Source organism: Pseudomonas sp. 2FE, from assembly GCF_005503735.1.
In the GTDB taxonomy this organism is placed as follows: Bacteria; Pseudomonadota; Gammaproteobacteria; order Pseudomonadales; family Pseudomonadaceae; genus Aquipseudomonas.
This window is the reverse complement of record NZ_SCMO01000016.1, coordinates 1-19,439: the sequence shown is the minus strand read 5'-3', so window position 1 is coordinate 19,439 and position 19,439 is coordinate 1. Positions and strand designations below refer to the sequence as shown.

Annotated in this window: 19 protein-coding genes and 1 pseudogene; 10 read left to right on the top strand and 10 right to left on the bottom strand. The window is 60.7% G+C overall.

Going from position 1 to position 19,439, the window contains the following annotated elements; all coding sequences use genetic code 11:
• Positions 1–47: 47 nt before the first annotated feature.
• Positions 48–242 (bottom strand): hypothetical protein, encoded by a 195-nt coding sequence (locus FFS12_RS18740; RefSeq protein WP_119956468.1) that lies wholly within the window; start codon positions 240–242, stop codon positions 48–50.
• A 75-nt stretch (positions 243–317) separates the two neighbouring features.
• Positions 318–497 carry a glyoxalase/bleomycin resistance/extradiol dioxygenase family protein gene (locus tag FFS12_RS18735; RefSeq protein ID WP_137889103.1) on the bottom strand — a complete coding sequence of 60 codons (180 nt, stop codon included), beginning with the start codon at positions 495–497 and terminating at the stop codon, positions 318–320.
• 214 nt (positions 498–711) lie between these two features.
• Here FFS12_RS18735 and FFS12_RS18730 point away from each other — a divergent pair, with 214 nt between their 5' ends.
• The 4 genes and pseudogenes from FFS12_RS18730 to FFS12_RS18715 all read left to right on the top strand — a co-directional run bounded on the left by FFS12_RS18730 (position 712) and on the right by FFS12_RS18715 (position 2,593).
• Complete coding sequence (locus tag FFS12_RS18730; RefSeq protein ID WP_137889101.1) at positions 712–1,032, top strand: FKBP-type peptidyl-prolyl cis-trans isomerase; 321 nt, start codon at positions 712–714, stop codon at positions 1,030–1,032.
• A 59-nt stretch (positions 1,033–1,091) separates the two neighbouring features.
• On the top strand, positions 1,092–1,535 hold the full coding sequence (locus tag FFS12_RS18725; protein ID WP_137889099.1) for a hypothetical protein: 444 nt from the start codon (positions 1,092–1,094) through the stop codon (positions 1,533–1,535).
• 203 nt (positions 1,536–1,738) lie between these two features.
• Positions 1,739–1,870: pseudogene (locus tag FFS12_RS18720) on the top strand (transporter); the annotation flags it as partial.
• Between the two features lie 48 nt (positions 1,871–1,918).
• Complete coding sequence (locus FFS12_RS18715; RefSeq protein WP_137889097.1) at positions 1,919–2,593, top strand: DUF3313 domain-containing protein; 675 nt, start codon at positions 1,919–1,921, stop codon at positions 2,591–2,593.
• 258 nt (positions 2,594–2,851) lie between these two features.
• Here FFS12_RS18715 and FFS12_RS18710 read toward each other — a convergent pair whose 3' ends face one another.
• The 4 genes from FFS12_RS18710 to FFS12_RS18695 form a co-directional block, all read right to left on the bottom strand.
• Positions 2,852–4,069, bottom strand: coding sequence for a patatin-like phospholipase family protein (locus FFS12_RS18710; protein ID WP_171011919.1), 1,218 nt, complete (start codon positions 4,067–4,069; stop codon positions 2,852–2,854).
• Between the two features lie 134 nt (positions 4,070–4,203).
• Positions 4,204–5,421, bottom strand: coding sequence for a hypothetical protein (locus tag FFS12_RS18705; RefSeq protein ID WP_137889096.1), 1,218 nt, complete (start codon positions 5,419–5,421; stop codon positions 4,204–4,206).
• Between the two features lie 173 nt (positions 5,422–5,594).
• The gene (locus FFS12_RS18700) at positions 5,595–5,900 is read right to left on the bottom strand and encodes a panthothenate synthetase (RefSeq protein ID WP_137889094.1); all 306 of its coding nucleotides are present in this window, start codon (positions 5,898–5,900) and stop codon (positions 5,595–5,597) included.
• 505 nt (positions 5,901–6,405) lie between these two features.
• Positions 6,406–7,299, bottom strand: a complete 894-nt coding sequence (locus FFS12_RS18695; protein WP_137889092.1) for a LysR family transcriptional regulator — start codon at positions 7,297–7,299, stop codon at positions 6,406–6,408.
• Between the two features lie 105 nt (positions 7,300–7,404).
• On the opposite strand from FFS12_RS18695, the gene FFS12_RS18690 reads away from it, so the two are divergent.
• The 4 genes from FFS12_RS18690 to FFS12_RS18675 all read left to right on the top strand — a co-directional run bounded on the left by FFS12_RS18690 (position 7,405) and on the right by FFS12_RS18675 (position 12,757).
• Complete coding sequence (locus FFS12_RS18690) at positions 7,405–8,271, top strand: pirin family protein (RefSeq protein WP_137889090.1); 867 nt, start codon at positions 7,405–7,407, stop codon at positions 8,269–8,271.
• Positions 8,272–8,472: 201 nt separating this feature from the next.
• The gene (ycaC, locus tag FFS12_RS18685) at positions 8,473–9,099 is read left to right on the top strand and encodes an isochorismate family cysteine hydrolase YcaC (protein ID WP_137889088.1); all 627 of its coding nucleotides are present in this window, start codon (positions 8,473–8,475) and stop codon (positions 9,097–9,099) included.
• A 796-nt stretch (positions 9,100–9,895) separates the two neighbouring features.
• The gene (locus FFS12_RS18680) at positions 9,896–11,263 is read left to right on the top strand and encodes a glutamine synthetase family protein (protein WP_137819695.1); all 1,368 of its coding nucleotides are present in this window, start codon (positions 9,896–9,898) and stop codon (positions 11,261–11,263) included.
• A 201-nt stretch (positions 11,264–11,464) separates the two neighbouring features.
• Positions 11,465–12,757, top strand: a complete 1,293-nt coding sequence (locus FFS12_RS18675; RefSeq protein WP_137889087.1) for an FAD-binding oxidoreductase — start codon at positions 11,465–11,467, stop codon at positions 12,755–12,757.
• Positions 12,758–12,962: 205 nt separating this feature from the next.
• Here FFS12_RS18675 and phnE read toward each other — a convergent pair whose 3' ends face one another.
• The 4 genes from phnE to FFS12_RS18655 are packed head-to-tail and all read right to left on the bottom strand — an operon-like array spanning position 12,963 to position 16,199.
• Complete coding sequence (phnE, locus tag FFS12_RS18670) at positions 12,963–13,730, bottom strand: phosphonate ABC transporter, permease protein PhnE (RefSeq protein ID WP_137889085.1); 768 nt, start codon at positions 13,728–13,730, stop codon at positions 12,963–12,965.
• The gene (locus tag FFS12_RS18665; protein WP_137889083.1) at positions 13,727–14,554 is read right to left on the bottom strand and encodes an ABC transporter permease; all 828 of its coding nucleotides are present in this window, start codon (positions 14,552–14,554) and stop codon (positions 13,727–13,729) included. Before FFS12_RS18665 ends, phnE begins: the two co-directional genes overlap by 4 nt.
• Positions 14,548–15,351, bottom strand: coding sequence for a phosphonate ABC transporter ATP-binding protein (locus FFS12_RS18660; protein ID WP_137889081.1), 804 nt, complete (start codon positions 15,349–15,351; stop codon positions 14,548–14,550). The genes FFS12_RS18665 and FFS12_RS18660 overlap by 7 nt, the downstream gene beginning before the upstream one ends.
• Positions 15,348–16,199 (bottom strand): putative selenate ABC transporter substrate-binding protein, encoded by an 852-nt coding sequence (locus tag FFS12_RS18655; protein ID WP_137889079.1) that lies wholly within the window; start codon positions 16,197–16,199, stop codon positions 15,348–15,350. The genes FFS12_RS18660 and FFS12_RS18655 overlap by 4 nt, the downstream gene beginning before the upstream one ends.
• Before the next feature lie 304 nt (positions 16,200–16,503).
• Between FFS12_RS18655 and selD the strand changes: the two genes are divergently transcribed.
• Both selD and mnmH read left to right on the top strand, forming a co-directional pair.
• Positions 16,504–17,538, top strand: coding sequence for a selenide, water dikinase SelD (gene selD / locus FFS12_RS18650; RefSeq protein ID WP_137889077.1), 1,035 nt, complete (start codon positions 16,504–16,506; stop codon positions 17,536–17,538).
• Positions 17,538–18,641, top strand: a complete 1,104-nt coding sequence (mnmH, locus tag FFS12_RS18645; protein WP_137889075.1) for a tRNA 2-selenouridine(34) synthase MnmH — start codon at positions 17,538–17,540, stop codon at positions 18,639–18,641. The genes selD and mnmH overlap by 1 nt, the downstream gene beginning before the upstream one ends.
• The last annotated feature ends 798 nt before the right edge of the window (positions 18,642–19,439 follow it).

The following is a 19,439-nucleotide window of genomic DNA, read 5'->3' as shown; positions in this document are numbered from 1 at the left end:
GTCCCCCGGCCTGGCCGGCCGCAACCAACGCTCGCCCCGGATGACCGCTACTTCTTCTCGATCACCAGCGCCAGCAGCATGATCAGCAGCAGCCAGGCGGCAAACACATAGGCATACAAAACCGGTACCCCCCACACCAGGCCGGTGCGGTTGAATAGGGCCAGCAGCGGATAGTTGAACAGCGCCGCGCCCAGCAGGAAGAGCGCCACCAGGCGCTGGGCCTTGATATTGGGTTTGTTCATGCCTCCTCCGTGGATGCAGCAGGCCTAGATGCTGCAGGACAGTTCGCCTGCGGCCTCTCGCTGCCCGCCTGCGGATCACACGGCAGCCCGTTGGCCGCTCGATCCCAGCTGCTGGGCCGTTATCGCCACCCGCATGGTCTCGGAGGCGCCGAAGACCTGGCAGTAGAAGTCGATGGCGGCGGCCGCATCGCGCAGCGTCAGGTAAGGAGTCGCGCCGGGGTAGCCGGCGGGAATGAGGTTGCCCCGGCTTGTCATAATCGCCCTCCAGTTCGCTGCGTGGAGCAGCTTTAAGAGTAGGCGATGGCGAGGGCTCTCGCTCTTTCCCGTATTCGCCAGCAAGGCTCGTGGCAGCCCCAGTCGCCGGGCCCGCCCGTCTCTGTCCATCGCCTGTCCCTCAGCGCGCAGGGCAAGGTGGTCTACAAGGAATGCCAACGATCGCATCACCTCTGGCATGCCATATTCCTGAGCTATTTACATTCAACTAGGCGACGGCAAAGAAGTGGTCAAAGGTGCTTTGATCACCAGCCAGTACAACGGTTTTCTGGAGGACGGAACCACGTTCGACTCCTCCTACGATCGCGGCAAACCTTTCCAGTGCGTCATCGGAACCGGACGCGTGATCAAAGGCTGGGATCAGGGACTCATGGGCATGAAAGTCGGCGGCAAGCGCAAACTCTTTGTGCCGGCCCACCTCGCCTATGGCGAAAGAGAGATCGGTGCCCACATCAAGCCGAACTCAAACCTGATCTTTGAGATCGAGCTGCTGGAAGTGCTGACGCGGGACGATTGATGGCCGTCTGATCTGTTTTCTTAGACGTTCTGAACGGACTACCTATTTGGGGTCGGCAAGTGCCTTTGCCGTCGGATGAGCGACTCGCACAGGTCGACGAAACCCTTGAGGGCGATTCTGTCTCTTGGATCGTCCAGTGCGATGAGCGCATGGCTTTCGCCGGCAACAACTATTATCCGTTCATGTCGCAGCCATATCGCAGCAAGCGCTCGTTACTGTTTCAGCACCTGGACGTACTCGCACTCAAGTCCTGCTCGCTGGACGACGCGCTGTTACAAGCGGTTGACTGGCTGCAGCACCATCGCAACAGTCACCGCGAATACCTCAGGCTCAGCGCGGACGAGTTTGCTGGAATGGCGTTGGAGGGGCTGCCCGAAAAGTGGCGGAAACGGATCCTCGCCAAGAGCGACACCGCCAGCAGTCAGATGTTGATTCAGCGTAAGTATTTTGAGCTCTGCATCTTTACTCAGGTTATCCGGCGACCTCTACGTTGGGCGCAGTGATCAATACGACGATTACCGCGAATACCTGGCAAGCTGGCCATTACAACGCCATCACTTTGCATGCCGGCAAGGCAATCCTTAGTGGAAAGTTCGGCATCTAGACCTAGTCTTGGTGGGGAGATCCGTATTTCGGGTGGGCAGGTAGTGGGCTTTCCTCGAGATATTCATGAAGCTGCTAAGGAGCTAAAGCATGAAACAGCGAAAGCTGGGTCATGGTCTGGCTGGGTGACATGCCGATCGATCAGAGCAAATCCTTGTCCGGTGATCGCACCTCTGGGCAGTTCAGCAATGCCTGGATTCAAGCCCTGACGGGCAATATGACCTGGCGTTTCTAACGCCCGGCAATCGCGTAGAAAGTTCCAATCCCAGGAGTACAAAGTCTCATGAACATGTCGCGTAAATGGCTTGTTGGTGTTGCATTGAGCAGCCTGCTGCTCGGAGGTTGTGTCTCGAAAGTGACGGAGAAGGAGCAGTATTCGGGTTTCCTGCCCAGTTACGATGGGCTGCAGGAAGTCACTACACCGAGCGGTCAGAAGGCCATGCGCTGGGTGGCCCCGGGCTTCACGCCTGGCGCTTATTCCACTGTGGTGTTCAACCAGCTGGAGTTGTATCCCGCACCTAAGCCGAACGAGCGGGTCAACCTGCAAACTTTGCAGGAGTTGCAGGCGTTCACCAGCACTAGCGCGAAGAGCGTACTGGCGCAGAAGTACCAGGTAGTACCAACTCTTCAGGCGGCGCCAGCCGGCTCTCGCACCCTGATTCTGCGCGCGGCGATCACCGGCGTCAGTGCCTCCAACGAAGGCATGAAATGGTATGAGGTGGTGCCGGTGGCCGCGGTGGTGGGGGCAGCCTCCGCAGCCTCCGGCCATCGCGATCAGACTACCGAGCTATACATCGAGGCCGACTTTGTCGATGCGGCCTCCGGTTTGCCGGTGGCGAAAGTCATGCGCAAGGTGTTCGGCAAAACTCTGGAAAATGAAAGCCAGGAGATTAGCGCCGATGACTTCAAGGCGGCGATCGAGGGCATGACCGGCGATATGCAGGCGCTCCTCAAGTAATTGGGAGATGTGCGGTCCGTTCAGCCTGCCGGGTTGTGCTGGCGACAGGGATGTCCCCTGCAACCTGTAGTTAGCGGACCAGACCATCACCCGCGCTCAGGGCGATCCATTTGCTATTTCACCCGCTGCATTGGCGGCTGTTTCCACTGGCCTTCTCTCAGTTGCCCCAGTGAAAATTCGCGCCAGCGACATGCAGCGCAGCGTCGCGGTAATTGCCTGCGCCGAATGCGCCGGCTAAGCGCGACGTCACTGCGCTCGCTATTTCCCCGCTGCCGCAGCGCCCGGCGGAGCGAATCCGGGCGGCACCTTGAGCCACGGGAAGCCCTGCAACGCCAAGTCATAACCGGTGGCGTAGAGCTTGCGCATGTATTCGTTGTCGAACTCTTCCTTGTGGGGCGCGTTGAAGCTCGACGGTATGAACCCGAGGTTGAAATCCACGCCGTCGCGTTGGGCGATGGCATAGATCCGGTAGAGGTCGCCGATGCCTTGGCTGTGGATCAACGAGGCGACCGAGCGCCCCGCGATGCTCATAGTGCTGCGCTCGACCTGCGCCCAGTCCGGATCGAGCCGCGCGTTGCGTATCACGTAGAGCCTGCGTTCGCGGCTGACTCCGGCGGCTGCCGCCAGCTCTTTGATGCGGATCCCAGCCGGATAAGCGAATACCTGCGCCATGATGCCGCCGTCCACGTGCATTTCCTGGTAGGCCTTGCCGTCGACTTCCACATCGAACATCGTCGGCGGAAAGCCTCCCGGAATCGCGGCGGATGCGATCATGATTCTCACGAACAGGTCCAATGCCTTGGGACCGCCGTAGCTCGCGATTTTTCCCATGTCCCAGATGATGGGGCGGCGCGCATCGAGGTCGGCGGTGGCGATCAACAGAAAGCGGCCCTTCGCGTACTCGGCGGCGATCGCCTTGAGCATGTCCTCGTCCACCGATTTGCGCGTCAGCTTCAACAACGGTGCGTTGTCCGCCATCGCATCACCCAAAACACCCGCGAGGAAGCTGCGCGGCTCGAGGACGTCTTTCGGGGATATGGTGGTATAGACCTTCTTCAGCGTTGCGTCGTACTTCGGCCCGAGAAAGACGAAAGGCGCAATCAGCGCGCCGGTGCTGATGCCGGTAACGAGTTTGAATTCAGGCCGCGTTCCTGTGGCCGTCCAGCCATTCATCAAGCCCGCGGTGAAGGCGCCATTGTCACCGCCGCCCGAAATCGCCAGATAAACCGCCGGCGGGAGCGCCCCCTGGTGTCCCTGCTTCGCGAGGTAAGCCTGCTCCCGCCGCAGCGCTTCAGACCCGACTCGAATCAACTCTGTCATGTCGCCACCCGCGACATAACGCACCCCGGCCATGCCCGGGATCTCCGCTCTCGCCGTCAACTCGTGCGGCACCGCCGGCAGGCGCGGCGGCGCCATTGCACAGCCCTGCATCAGCACTAACACGGCCACAATCAGGCTGGTGGTTTTCATCATCATTTATCTCTCTTTCTATGCCGTGTTGAACTCGATGAGTGGGTGGCCAGTTAACGTCGGGCTTCAGGACTTGCCGAATCACGGCCGGCACCAGAGGCACAAGGTAATGTCATGGTGCATTTGCTCTTGGAGGTTTCCTAAAACACCACCCCCACCAGCATTTTCAGCAGTTCTTCCAGCGGCATCATGGTCAGTGCCAGCGGCACGATCGGCGCCAGTGTGGCGACCACGATTTGGAGGATGGCGTCCCTCGTAACAGGCGCGAGGCGCATGCTCCGTACCACCTCGTAACTATTGCCCAGATCGGCGAGGGACTGGATGTCGGCGCTCCCCACGAACGGCTCATCGGCAGGCGCGCCGCCACGCAGCCACTTGGTATCGAACTCGCGCACGTAACGCTCCGCCAGCGTGCCAAATTCGCTCCGGCCCGTGCGCTTCGCCTGAGCAAGTTGAGGCGTAAACACCAGGAGAGGGCCAAAGACCAGGCACAGCAGGAAAATGACCGTCGCGGCGATTTCGACCTTGAACTCGGTCAGTGTGGCGCCTAGATAGAAAATGCGGCCGGCGAGGTGTCCGGTCAGCAATGCGCCGTGCGCTACCGCAAGCAGGGCGAAGGCGTGGGCTGTATTGGAGAGAAACCCCAGGCCGCCGAGGCGATCCGGATGCGAGGGAACCAGGCTCAACTCGATGCGTGACACCTGCCAGAGAAAGCGCGCCCAGATGAAGAGTCGGAAATACCAGCGGCACAGCAGGAACTGGAAGATCGGCAGGCTCACGTAGCCATACCACATCCCCGCGAGCGAGAGCTCCGAGCCGTCAACGGACGGTGTCGCGTACCACGTGACGGTGTCGAGCGCGATGTAATGTTGCCAGACGATCAGGATACCGACGAGATACACGAAGGCGACTAGCAGTACCTCGGCGGACACCGAGTTGCGCAGTCGAAATGCCGACGCGATGGCGGCATCGAACCGCGTCATGGCGCTTTCGGGAATCAAATGGCGCTCCAGGAATACCTTCACCACGGAACGCATGCGCCGGTGCACCACAAGCTCGGCAGCGATCAACAGAGGCATCGCCACCAGGAAGCGGACGTGAGCTTCCATGTCCAACAGGAAGGGCACGGTCACACTCCCCCCGAGCAGCTGCCCTTCCAGCGTTGAGAGCACCAAGAGCGGCAGCCATACAAGCAGCGAGATCAGGATGATGCGTTGGCGCACCAGCATCAGCGTATCGTCGGCCAGGTGCGCCCGAATCAGAAGCTGGAAGAGCGGCCCGCCAAGGACGAGCGAGAAGTCTTGCCCAGCTGGGAACGGACCCAACCCATCGCTGGGTTCCGATGTTCGGGATTTCATTTCAGTCCCTCCGCATCGAGGCAAAGCGCATGGCGCTCAGCAGGGTGGACGAGCGCGCTGGGCAGAAAAAGCCAGATGAGTACTCATCCAGAGTTCCTCCAGAACGGCAAACGCCTGAGTTGAGGGCGTGCGGGCGGCACGCCCGTCCCCTTGAGCGCTTAGTGAGGCGTCACTTAGGCCCACTTCTTTCCGAGCTCTTCCAAGCCAGCCTTTTGTAAGTCTTCCGGGCTCATCAAGATGCGGAACTTGCAGTTGGCCTGGAAGTTAAGAAAGAAGGGCTCAGCAAAGGCCGGTATATCAGACGGATCTTGTACGTTAATCACAAAGATACCGCCGCGTTTTCCGTCTTGCTCCGTGAAGTAGGCGGTCTCCGGCTTGATTGATTCAAGAATGCGTCCAATGATCTCGCCCGCCTTTCCGCTTCTGACTAACGAGTTGAATGGTTCAAGTGGAAACTCGGCCGTGAGTAGCATTTTCATTTGTGAGCTCCCCTTTGTTGCGGCATTCAAAGGCGGTGCCGCTGGCGCCAAACTACAGATTAGGCGACATTTCTGTCGCACACCTCGCGGGGTGCCGGATGAGGGTTCTTGTCGCCCCGTAGATCCTGGTTTTGCATGAAGCTGGTCACTGTGAACGCGACACTATTCGAGGAGGATGTGTTTAGTTTGGTGACGACAGAACCATTGCATCTGCACATCAACCCGTGGCTTGCCCCGTTGGATCCCACTGTTGCCAACCGACTTCATCCGGGAACTTCCGGCCCTGTGCCCAACACCTAACCCCCTCACAGACTGCTAGGCGGTGCCAGCACACCGATGACCTCCTTCCTGGGGATCAAAGTTGGCCACCTGTGTGCGACCTCGTACCTGCCTCGTGTTGATTTCAAGCGCAAGAGCATCTGCGCGGCGACTCATATCGGATGAGGGTTTTTTGTCTTTCCAGGCTTGCTGGCGACGATGCCCAGGTGCTTTTACAGCCCCCAGGTTACTGGGGCAATTCATCCGCCAGATAGTCGATCAGACTGCGCACCGACGGCAGCAGGCCGCGCCGTGAGGGGAACACGGCATGGACGATGCCGCTACGCGGTGCCCAGTCCGGGACTATGTTCAGCAGGGTGCCTTGCTGCAAATCGTTGATCACCACCATATAAGGCAGTTGCACCACGCCAACCCCCTGGAGGGCGGCTTGGCGCAGGGTCGCCATGTCGTCCGTCACCAGCCGCGGAGTGTGCGGGACCAGCGCGGTGGCGCCGTTTGGGCCTTCCAGGCACCAGGCGTGATCGCGGTTCGCCGGTCCCCAGTCCAGGCTTGGCAGGCCAGCCAGGTCGGCTGGGACTAAGGGCACATTCAGGCTGTGCACTAGTGCGGGGCTGGCCACCAGTCGTTGTGGGCTCTCTCTGAGCACTCGCATCACCAGGTCGCTGTTCTCTAGCGGCGGAAAGCGAACCCGCAGGGCGATATCGAGGCCTTCCCCGATGACATCGACATGTCGATCGGTGGCTTCAAGGTGCACCTGTACCCGTGGGTTTTCCACCATGAAGCGGCTAACGACTTCGCCGACCTGGAAGTTCAGCAGCGCGGTCGGGCAACTCATCCTGACAATGCCTTGCGGTTCGGAGCGGGTTCGCTCGATCACTGCTCGCGCGGCGTCCGCCTCGACCAGCATGGCGACGCAGTGGCGGTAATACTCCTGACCGATCTCGGTGACCGAAAAGCGTCGCGTGGAGCGCTGAATCAGGCGCACGCTAAGGCGCTCCTCAAGCAGGGCGATGCGCCGGCTCAGTTTCGACTTGGGGGTGTTCAGCGCTCGGCCGGCCGGCGCGAAACCGCCGTGTCCCACCACCTGGGCATAAAAGTAGAGGTCGTTGAGGTCGTCCATCGCCAGCTCATCGTTCACCAAATAGAACGCTGAGGGTAAAACATCGGCTCTACCGGGCACAGTGTTGCGGATCTATCGTGGTCTCCATTGGTTAAGGAGAGCGCTATGAAAAAAATCCTCGGTATCTACAGCAGCCCCAAACAGCATTGGGTCGGCGATGGCTTCCCGGTGCGCACGCTGTTTTCCTACGACAGTTTGGGCAAACACACCAGCCCATTCCTGATGCTGGACTACGCCGGCCCGGCCGACTTCACCCCGGCACAACGCCCGCGCGGCGTCGGCCAACACCCGCATCGGGGTTTTGAAACTGTGACCATCGTCTACCAGGGCGAGTTGGAGCACCGTGACTCCACCGGCAGCGGCGGGCGCATCGGCCCCGGCGATGTGCAGTGGATGACCGCGGCCTCGGGCATCCTGCATGAAGAGTTCCACTCCCGTGAGTTCACCCGCAGCGGCGGCACCCTGGAAATGGTGCAGTTGTGGGTGAACCTGCCGGCCAAGGACAAGCTGGCCGAGCCGGGCTACCAGACCCTTCTCGATCAGGACATTCCGCTCGTGAAGTTGCCGGACGCCGCCGGCAGCCTGCGCCTGATTGCCGGGGAGTACGCCGGCCACAAGGGCCCGGCGCGCACTTTCACGCCTATGGATGTCTGGGATATTCGTCTGCATGCCGGCAAGAGCGTCGCGCTCAACCTGCCGGAAGGGCGCACCGCAGCGCTGATCGTTCTGCGCGGCAGTGTGCTGGTCAACGGTACTCAGGTGGCGAGGGAGGCGCAGATGGTCTTGCTCGATCGTGCCGGCGCCGAGCTGGAGCTGGAGGCCAACAACGAGGCCATGGTGCTGCTGCTGGATGGCGAACCCATAGACGAACCTATAGTCGGTTACGGGCCTTTCGTGATGAACAGTCGGGAGGAAATCGAGCAGGCGATAGAGGACTTCAATAACGGCAGTTTAGGACGAATGAGCAACTGATCGCCGCATCCGGGCCCTGGCAGCTGACTAGTCTGGATAGACCGGCTAACAGAGGAGGTGTGGGCCGCATCGGTCGCTTCGTCCTGTCTGGCCACTCCCGCACAGCATGATCCGTAATACGTGGCACGACCCGCACAGCCTGGTTGTCATGGCGCAATCCGGCTGGCGGACTTCCCTAAAAAAGATGCAAGGAGACTGATCATGAGCACTCCCTACAAACGCCTCGACAAAAACCAGGCTGCGGTACTGTTGGTGGATCACCAGACGGGCCTGCTGTCGCTGGTGCGCGATTTGGACCCGGACAGGTTCAAGAACAACGTGCTGGCTTTGGCCGATCTGGCCAAGTACTTCAAGTTGCCGACCATTCTGACCACCAGCTTCGAGGATGGCCCCAACGGCCCGCTGGTTCCTGAGCTCAAGGCACTGTTCCCGGAGGCGCCTTACATCGCCCGTCCCGGCCAGATCAACGCCTGGGACAACGAAGACTTCGTCAAGGCAGTGAAAGCCACCGGCAAGAAGCAACTGATCATTGCCGGCGTGGTCACCGAAGTCTGCGTGGCTTTCCCGGCGCTCTCGGCGATTGAAGCGGGTTTCGACGTATTCGTGGTTACCGATGCCTCGGGCACCTTCAATGAAGTCACCCGCGAGTCGGCCTGGCACCGCATGACCGCTGCCGGCGCGCAACTGATGACTTGGTTCGGTCTGGCCTGCGAACTGCATCGGGATTGGCGCAACGATGTCGAAGGGCTGGGGACGCTGTTCTCCAACCATATTCCCGACTACCGTAACCTGATCACCAGCTACACCACCCTCAAGGGCGGCAAGTAACGGCCTTGGGCACCCTTGTTCCCGGCACTGTTCCGGGGGCACGGCCTAGGCGGCCCCCCCACGTAGGGACGTCCTTGTCCCTGCGTGGCTCGGCAATTGCTCCCGGCATTGCTCTACCTCCTGCATCCATGCAGTCGTCGCTCGGCATCCTGTAGGAGCGGATTTACGACCCACAGGGACGTGGGAAGTGCAGCGAGCCGTCAGGAACGGCTGCTGCGCCGCGAACAAGAGCGACTCGGTGCTGCCCCATCGCGAATGAATTCGCTCCTACACTCACAGCGAAGCGGCCTGGATGGCCCAAGGTGGAAAGCCGCATAGCTAATCAATGTTTAGCATTGCAATAACCAAGCATAGATAAAATTAGATTTAACGCCGCTTAACTGTTGTGTGATTCTGCTCGCCACACGCTTGCCTTGGCACCTTCGCCTCAAGCAGCTTGGCTACAGGGATATCGCCTCAAGCGTTCCTTTGTTGCCCGCTGCTTTCAGCAACCATAAGCCACCGCAAACTGTTGAGCAGAGCGATTCCAATTGAGTACCTCCCTTCCTCTTGAATTAGCGTTTTGGGCATTGTGGCACTGCCGCCATGCGCGGCCGCCTGACGTTTCGAGCCTCTGACAGGCAACTCGCCCTGTCCGCTACCTGAACCTGCGCCTGCACAACAGCAGCGCCGTTTCCCGCGTGCATTCTCCGGCAGCCCGGTAACCCGATCTCCTTGCATGGGCAGATCCGGCCTGCGCGTACCCGCAGGTTATGCACCGTGAACGTCAAGACGACGCGATAACAAGAGAGTCCCCATGAGCTTTGCCACACCGCAAGAAGCCCTGAACTTCCTCGAACAGAACCCCGATATCGAGGCTTTTGAGCTGTTTATCCTCGACAACAACGGTGTGCCACGCGGCAAGTTGCTGCATCGCGATGAGTTGTTGGCGGTTTATGAAACGGGGCGGCCGTTGCCAAGCACCATTCTTGGGCTGACGGTCAATGGCGAGGATGTCGAGAACTCCGGTTTGGTCTGGGATGTCGGTGATATCGACTGCCGCGCCTATCCGCTGTCCGGTAGCCTGACCCGCCTGCCTTGGCGGCTGATGCCGACCGCGGCGGTGCAGGTCAGCATGCACCCGCAACAGGGCATGCCGGCTGCGGTGGCTGACCCGCGGCGGCTACTGGCCAAGGTAATCGACGAACTCAAGGCCGATGGTTATTACCCGATCATGGCGGCCGAGCTGGAGTTCTACTTGCTCGACCAGAAACGCGACAGCAATGGCCGACCACAGCCGGCGCTGGATGCCGATGGCGGCCGCCCCCACAGCACGCAAGTCTATGGTTTGCGCGAACTCGAGCAGATCGAACCGTTCCTCGCGGACCTGTATGCCGCGTGCAAGGCGCAAGGTATACCCGCACGTACTGCGATCTCCGAATATGCCCCCGGTCAGGTGGAAATCACCCTGGAGCATCGTGCCGATGCCCTGCAGGCGATGGACGAAGCCGTACGCTACAAGCGCCTGGTCAAAGGCGTGGCGCACAAGCACGGGATGATTGCCTGTTTCATGGCCAAACCCTTCGATCATATCGCCGGCACGGGCATGCACATGCACGTCAGCCTGGCGGATGAGCTGGGTAACAATCTGTTCGCCAGCGAGGCGCCGGAGGGTACGCCGCTGCTCAAGCAGGCGATTGGCGGCATGCTTGCCACGCTACTCGATTCGCTGCTGTTCTTTTGCCCCAACGCCAACTCCTACCGCCGCTTCCAGGCCAACAGCTACGCGCCGCTGGCGCCGACCTGGGGCGTGGACAATCGCACCGTGAGCCTGCGTGTGCCGGGTGGCCCGGCGAACAGCCGGCACATCGAGCACCGCATTTGCGGCGCCGATGCCAACCCTTATCTGGCCGCCGCCGCGATCCTTGCCGGTATCCACCGCGGCATCCGCGAACAGCTCGACCCCGGCGCGCCTATCGAGGGCAACGGTTACGCCCAGGCCAAGGAGGTTTTACCGACGGACTGGCTGACCACCTTGCGCGCGCTGGAAAACTCCGCCTGGGCCCGCGATGCCCTGGGTGACGAGTTTCTGCGGGTCTACCTCGCGGTCAAACGTGCCGAGTACCGGCAGTTTATGGGCGAGGTAGGCGAGCAAGACTGGCGCTGGTATCTGCAGCAGGCGTGATAGGCGCTGGTTGGTTGTCGAGTGCTGAGCGGGGCAGGTGACTATGCCCCGGTCTGCTCCCAGGCGATGGCCTACGAGCCGGCTCTTTGAGCCGAGAAGCTAAATCAATCGGGAGCCTGAATTCGGCTGGCCTTTGCAGCACTGCTCTGGCGCCGTTTCAGGCTTTGTATCAGCGACAATAGAAGTGGGAACCTGAGTGCTATGACTACTACACAGCGCTGCAACTCTTACTACACGGCCACCCTCAATGAGGAAACCAGCTACCCGCGCCTGGAAGGCGAGCAGCGGGTCGATGTGGCGATCATAGGCGGTGGTTTTACCGGTGTTTCGACGGCGGTCGAGCTGGCCGAGCGCGGCCTGAAAGTGGCGATCATCGAAGCCAAGAAGATTGGCTGGGGCGCTACCGGTCGCAATGGCGGCCAGGTCACGGGCAGCCTGTCCGGTGACGAGGCGATGCGTAAACAGATGCGCGCCAAGCTGGGTGGCGATGTCGACGATTTCATCTGGAACCTGCGCTGGCGTGGGCACGAAATCATCAAGAAGCGCGTGGCCAAGTACGGCATCCAGTGCGACCTCAAGCACGGTCACCTGCACGCCGCCTACAAACCGAGCCACATGGAAGGCCTGCAGGCCAACTATGACGAGGCGGTACGTCGCGGCATGGGCGACGATGTGCGCATGATCAGTGCCAGTGAGATGCCGAATTACCTGGAAACCGATGTCTATCATGGTGCCCTGCATAACAAGCGCAACATGCATCTGCACTCGCTGAACCTGTGTATCGGTGAAGCCAAGGCCGCCGCCAGCTTGGGCACACTGATTTTCGAAAATTCGCCGGTCGTGGAGATTATCCACAACGATCTGCCGGTGGTGGTGACCGAGCATGGGCGGATCACCGCCAACTCGGTGATCCTCGCCGGTAACGCCTACCACAAGCTCGAACAGCGGAAGATGGGTGGGATGATCTTTCCGGCCTCGGGTGGCATCGTGGTCACCAAACCGCTGGGGGAAGAGGTCGCAGCCATGCTCAATCCTCACGACCTGGCCGTTTACGACTGCCGCTTCGTCTTGGATTATTACCGCATGACGGCCGACAAACGCCTGCTGTTCGGCGGTGGTGCCAACTATTCCGGCCGTGATTCGCGCGACATCGAAGCCGAACTGCGCCCGGCGATCGAACATACGTTCCCCAGGCTCAAGGGGGTCGAGATCGAGTTCCAGTGGAGCGGCATGATGGGGATCGTGATCAACCGGATTCCGCAGCTAGGCAAACTTTCAAAGAATGTCTGGTATGCCCAGGGCTACTCGGGGCACGGGGTGGCCACCACCCATATAGTCGGCGAAATCATGGCCAATGCCGTCACCGGATCGCTGGAGAAGTTCGATACCTTTGCCGGTGTCAGCCATATCCGCCTGCCGGTTGGCGCCTGGCTGGGCAATCAGATGATGGCCGTGGGCATGTGGTACTACCAGATGCTTGAGCGGTTGCGCTGAGTCCGCGGCTTCCTGGCTCGATCTGCTCTGTGGGGGTTGCTTGGCTTGGGGCTTACTCAGGTTAACAGGCCGTTGAAAAACGTAGCGAGCGACGGCTAGGCAAGGCGAAATCAGTCGAAAAAGCGCAGTTTACGCGCTGTAAATGAGCATTTTGAGACTGATTTCAACGCCGCTTAGCCTAGCGCAGTAGTTTTTCAACGGCCTGTCAGGCATTCACCCAGCGCTGCCGCCCCCAGCTACTCAACGCATCCACGCCCAGAACCAGGAGCAACATGGCCAGGATCACGCTGCTGGCCTGTGCTTCCTGGAACAGGCTGAGGCTCATATAGAGCATCTGCCCGAGGCCGCCAGCGCCGACGAAACCGAGCACGCTGGCCATGCGGATATTGTTTTCCCAGCGATACAGGGTGTAGGCCAACAGTTGTGGCCAGACGCCCGGCAGGGTGCCGTAACAGAAGGCTGCAACCTGACTGCCGCCGTTCAGGCGAATGGCTTCGGCAGGCCCGGGTGGGGCGTTTTCCAGTGCCTCGGCAAACAGCCGGCCGAGTACGCCCGAGGTGTGCAGCGCCAGCGCCAGGGTGCCGGCGTTCGGCCCCAGCCCTGCGGCCAGCACCATCAAGGCGGCCCAGACCAATTCGGGTATGGCGCGCAAGGCATTGAGCAGCAGCCGCGCGGCGCTCTGGGCCAGCCAGCCGAAGCGCTTGGCGGCGGGTAGTGCGAGGAGCAAGCCGAGCAGCGCTGCCAGCAGTGTGCCGAGTGCCGACATGGCCAGGGTTTCCAGGGCGCCGCGAGCGATAGCGCTGAGATGCGCGCGGCTAAGGTCCGGCTCAAGGAAGCGCCGGGCATAGCCGGCCATTTGCTGCAGGCTGTCGCCACCAAACAGGGCGCTGAGATCGATGTCGAGATAGAGGAAGGATGCCAGCATGGCGCTGCCGATCGCCAACAGCAGCAGAAGATTGAGCGCGCGGTTCATGTCAGCCTTACCCGCAACAGCCGGCTGAGTTGATCGGCCAGCAAGACCAGGCCGAGAAAGGTCAGCAGCAGGCTGGCCACTTCGCCGCCGGCAAACATGCGCAGGGATAAATCGATCTGCTGGCCAAGCCCGCCGGCCCCGACGAAGCCCATCACCACCGACGCGCGGATCGCGCACTCCCAGCGGTAGATGGTGTAGGACAGCATTTCCGCTGCGGCGTTGGGCAGGATGCCGTAGAGGAAGGCGTCCAGACGGCTGCTGCCGGCGATCATCAGTGCCCGCGCCGGCCGTTGGTCGACCGACTCGAAAATCTCGGCATAGACCTTGCCGAGCATGCCGCCGTAGGTGATGGCAATGGCCAGTACGCCGGCGGTTGGGCCGAGGCCCACGGCCCGTACGAAGAGCAGGGCCCAGACGATTTCCGGCACGCTGCGCAGGAAGATCAGCACGCCGCGTGGCGGCCAGCGCAGGAGTCGGGCCGGCCAACTGGGATTGCCGCCCCGAGGCACGGCCGAGAGTGACAGGGCGCGACTGGCCAATAGGGCTGCCGGCAAAGCGATCAACAAGGCCAGGCACATACCGGCGGTGGCGATAGCCAGGGTTTGCAGGGTGGCCGGCCAGAGTAGTTGCAGAAACTCGGTGTCATGGGTCGGTGGCCAGAAGGCCGCGACGAACTGGCCCATGTTGTGGGTGTTAGCGCGGTCGAACAGCACCAGTGGATTCAATTCGCTGAGCCGAATCCCGGGCCACAGCAGCGCGACGGCCAACAGCGTCAGCAGTAGCCGTGGCAGGCCGGCGGGGTCGCGAGTAGCCGAACTCAGCATCGCGGAATATGCAGGGTGATAGGGGCCGGTACAGGCGATGCCGGCAAGGGGTTCAGTTGCTCGTTGGCATACAGCGCATCGAGCTGGGCTGGGGTGACCTCCTTGGCTGCAAGGTCGAAAACAATCCGTCCGTCGCGCACCCCGATGATCCGCGGGAAGAGTGCCAGTGCCAGGTCGACGGCATGCAAGCTGGCGAGCAAGGTGACCTTGTGGGCGGCGGCATGCTGGCAGAGCTCGCCGAGGGTATGCTCGGCCAGCACCGGGTCCATGGCCGAGACAGGCTCGTCGGCGAGCAGCAACTGCGGTGCCTGATAGAGCACGCGGGCAACTCCGACGCGTTGCAACTGGCCACCGGAAAGCTCGGCGCAGCGCTGGAAGAGTTTATCCGCCAGATCCAGTCGTCCGAGCGTTGTCCGCACACCGGCAACGTCCAGAGGGTGGAGCAGGTTGAGGAGGCCTTTGAACAACCCCCATTGACCGAGTTTGCCGGCCAGCACCGCCGTCACCACCCGTTGCCGAGGGGGCAGGGGCGGTGCTTGATGAATCAGGCCGATGCGCCTGCGCAGGCTTTGCCGCGCCGCGCCGGACAACGCCCAAGGCGACTCGCCGAACAGTTCGAGTTGCCCGCTAGAGGGTCGCGCGGCCGTGGCCAGCAGGTGCAGCAAACTGGTTTTGCCGGCACCGGATGGCCCGATAACGGCAACTCGTTCGCCATGCTCGACGTTCAGGTCTATCCCGTTCAGGGCCACCTGACCGTTGGTGTGGCGCAGGGTTGCCGCGCTCAGGCGAATGATCACTTCAACAGGCCGGCGGCGCGGGCTGCTTCCTCGATGCCTTGGTAGTTTTCCGGCTTGGTGGCGATGAAGCGGCTGGCGGCCTGCAGATCGAGAATCGCCTTTTGCTCTGGATTAGCTGGGTCCAAGGCGAGGAAGGCGGTTTTGATCTTCTCGGCCAGTGCCGGGTCGAGGCTGCCGCGTACCGTCCAGTTGTAATCGTAGTAAGGCGGGGTGGTGGCGAAGACTTTGACTTTTTGCGTGTCGACCTTGCCGCTGGCGATCAATTTGTCCCAGACCGAGGCGTTGAGCACGCCGCCATCGACCTTGCCTGCTTGCACCCAGGCTACGGTGGCATCATGGGCGCCGGAATAGGCCACGCGGCTGAAGAACTCTTCCGGGTTGATCCCATCTTTAAGCATGAAATAGCGCGGCATCAGGCTGCCGGAGGTGGAGGAGACCGAACCGAAGGCGAAGGTTTTGCCCTTCAGGTCCTGCAGGGTCTTGATCTGCGGATCTGCGCTGATGAACTTGCTGGTGAATTTCTCGTCCTGCTCACGCTGTACCAGCGGAACGGCATTGCCAGTCTTCAGCCGCGTCTGGACGAAGGTGAAACCGCCCAGCCAGGCCATATCGATGCGGTCGGCGGCCAGCGCTTCGACCACGGCGGCATAGTCGGATACCGGGACAAACTCAACCTGCATGCCGAGCTGCTGCTCCAGATAGGCGCCCAGTGGTTTGAACTTACGCAACAGTTCAGTCGGCGCTTCGTCGGGTATGGCCGAGACTTTCAGGGTCTCAGCGGCAAAACTGGATACGGCGGACAGGGTCAGGGCAAAGCCGGCGGCGAGCGCCAAGGTACGTTTGAACATGGGGGTTCTCCGGTTAAATAGCGGAAAAAGCCGGCGATTATAGGGGGCAGTGGGCCTGCGCGGGCAATCTTCCGTACGCTAAGGCTTAGCCCTTGTACTTTGCAGTGTGCTGTCTCTGAAATACGTTCAAGAGTTGGCGAGTGGATTTTGTTGCCAGACAATACGCCGCGACGAGTCATAGCCCAACTATGGCGAGGAGAGGCAACGCGGTATGACGGCAAAAGACGCCGCCAAAATTGAACAGCTATTTTTGAGGCAGCACACTAAAATCCGCCCCCTGTTGCCTGTAGCGAGAAAATCCCCGATGAGCGAATCGATCCGCTTGACCCAGTACAGCCACGGCGCCGGTTGTGGATGCAAGATCTCGCCCAAGGTGTTGGACGTGATACTGGCCGGCAGCGGTGCGCAAAACCTCGACCCGAAGCTCTGGGTCGGCAACGCTTCGCGTGACGATGCGGCGGTTTATGCCCTGGATGATGAGCGCGGGGTGGTATCCACCACCGACTTCTTTATGCCGATCGTCGATGACCCCTTCGATTTTGGCCGTATCGCTGCGACCAATGCGATCAGCGATATCTATGCCATGGGCGGCGACCCGTTGATGGCCATTGCCATCCTTGGCTGGCCGGTCAACGTGCTGGCGCCCGAGGTGGCGCGTGAGGTTATCGCCGGTGGCCGCGCCGCCTGTGAGGCCGCAGGCATTCCGCTGGCCGGCGGGCACTCGATCGACGCGCCCGAGCCGATCTTCGGCCTGGCGGTCACCGGGGTGGTGGAAAAGCGCCATATGAAGCGCAATAACACCGCGACGGTGGGCTGCAAACTCTACCTGAGCAAACCTCTGGGCATCGGCATCCTCACCACGGCCGAGAAAAAGGCCAAACTGCGGGCCGAGGATGTGGGGCTGGCCCGTGACTGGATGTGCACCCTGAACAAGCCCGGCAGCCGTTTCGGCAAGCTCGCCGGCGTGCAGGCCATGACCGACGTCACCGGCTTTGGCCTGCTCGGCCATCTACTCGAAATGGCCGACGGCAGTGCGCTGACCGCTCGACTTGAATTCGCCGCGGTGCCACGTTTACCTGGTGTCGAGTATTACTTGGGCGAAGGTTGCGTACCGGGTGGTACTCATCGCAACTTCGAAAGCTATGGCGAGAAGATCGCTCCGCTGCCCGAGGCGCAGAAACTCTTGCTGTGCGATCCGCAAACCAGCGGCGGGCTGCTGGTCGCGGTCACGCCGGAAGGCGAAGCCGAGTTCTTGGCGGTAGCCGCTGAGCTGGGGCTGACGCTTGCGCCGATTGGCCAGATGCTTGAGCGACAGCGCTACGCGGTCGAGGTGTGCTGATGCGCGAGAACACGTCGAATTACCGCGAACTCTTCCTCAATGACACGCCGATGATGGACGCCCGTGCCCCGGTGGAGTTCCACAAGGGCGCGTTCCCTGGGGTGCTCAACCTGCCGTTGATGAATGACATGGAACGGCAAAAGGTCGGCACCTGCTACAAGCAGCACGGCCAGCAAGCCGCCATCGAACTGGGGCACCAACTGGTCGCCGGCCAGCTCAAGGCGGAGCGGGTCGAAGCCTGGGCCGCGTTCGCCCGCGCCAATCCCGAGGGTTACCTGTACTGCTTTCGCGGCGGCCTGCGCTCGCAAATCGTCCAGCAATGGTTGAAGAGCGAGGCGGGCATCGACTACCCACGGGTGATCGGCGGTTACAAAGCCATGCGGACCTTCCTGCTGGAGATCACTGAGCAGGCCGTGGCGCAGTGCGATTTCGTCCTGATCGGTGGCCTCACCGGCACCGGCAAGACCGAGGCGCTGAGCCAACTGGCCAATGGCCTGGATCTGGAAGGCCACGCCAATCATCGTGGTTCCAGCTTCGGCAAACGGGTAACTGGGCAGCCGGCGCAGATCGACTTCGAGAACCGCCTGGCGGTGGATATTCTGAAAAAGCGGGCGGCCGGGATAGAGCGGTTCGTGTTGGAGGACGAAGGCCGTACGGTGGGCAGTTGCTCGCAACCGCTGGAACTGTATCAGGGCATGCAGCACTACCCGATGGTGTGGCTGGAGGACAGCCTCGAAGGCCGCGTCGAACGCATTCTGCGCGACTATGTGATCGACCTTTGCGCCGAGTTCATCGCCGAGCATGGTGACGAACACGGCTTCGTACGCTTTGCCGAGCGGCTGCAGCAGAGTCTGGCGAATATCCTCAAGCGCTTGGGCGGCGAGCGCTACCAACGGCTGGCGACGATCATGCAAGACGCCCTGCTTGAGCAGCAGCGCAGTGGCGCGGTTGAGTTGCATCGCGACTGGATCGAAGTATTGCTGAAGGAGTACTACGACCCCATGTACGCCTTCCAGCGCGAAAGCAAGGGCAGCCGAATCGAGTTTTCCGGCGCACAACCTGACGTAGTGGCCTACCTGCAAGAGCGGGCAAAACGTCAGTAAAGGATGCTTCTGCTTATCTGGGCATCACCAGGGTGCTCAGTGTACTCAGCTACAGCGTCGCCACGGCTAGTGCAAAGCCTGTTTTGAATGCATGGCTCTTCTCTATATATAGAGGAGCTTGGAGTTGCTTAGCAGTAGCTTCTCCCGAGGGAGTGCCGAGTCACGCTAATATTCGGTTTTGGATGGAAAGGCTTTCAATAAGTGCTTGACGGTGAATTTGCTGGGCCTATAATGCGCACCACTTCCGGCGCAGACATCTCGGAAAACTTCTTAGATAACAAGAAGTTAGCTTTAAAAGAGGGGTTGCAAAGCAGCGTAAGCTGTGTAGAATGCGCCGGGCTGACAGGGCGGTGTTTGGGTCTTGTTGGTCGGTCTGCTGGAGCGATCGAAAGCGGTTGAATGAGGTGGTTGACAGCGGTTTGAAACGCTGTAGAATTCGCCTCCCGCCGACGAGATGCTCTAGGGTGATCGGAAGCGCAAGCGGTTGAAGTAGAAAAGAAATTTTCGAAATCGCTTGACGAAATGAGAGGCTGCTGTAGAATGCGCGCCTCGGTTGAGGCGAAAGACTTAACCAACTGTTCTTTAACAACTGAATCAAGCAATTCGTGTGGGTGCTTGTGAGGTAAGACTGATAGTCAACTGATTATCAGCGTCACAAGTAACTCTTCGTGAATTCAAAGAGTTTATTTGCGATTGCTGAGCCAAGTTTAGGGTTTTCTCAAAACCCAAAGATGTTTGAACTGAAGAGTTTGATCATGGCTCAGATTGAACGCTGGCGGCAGGCCTAACACATGCAAG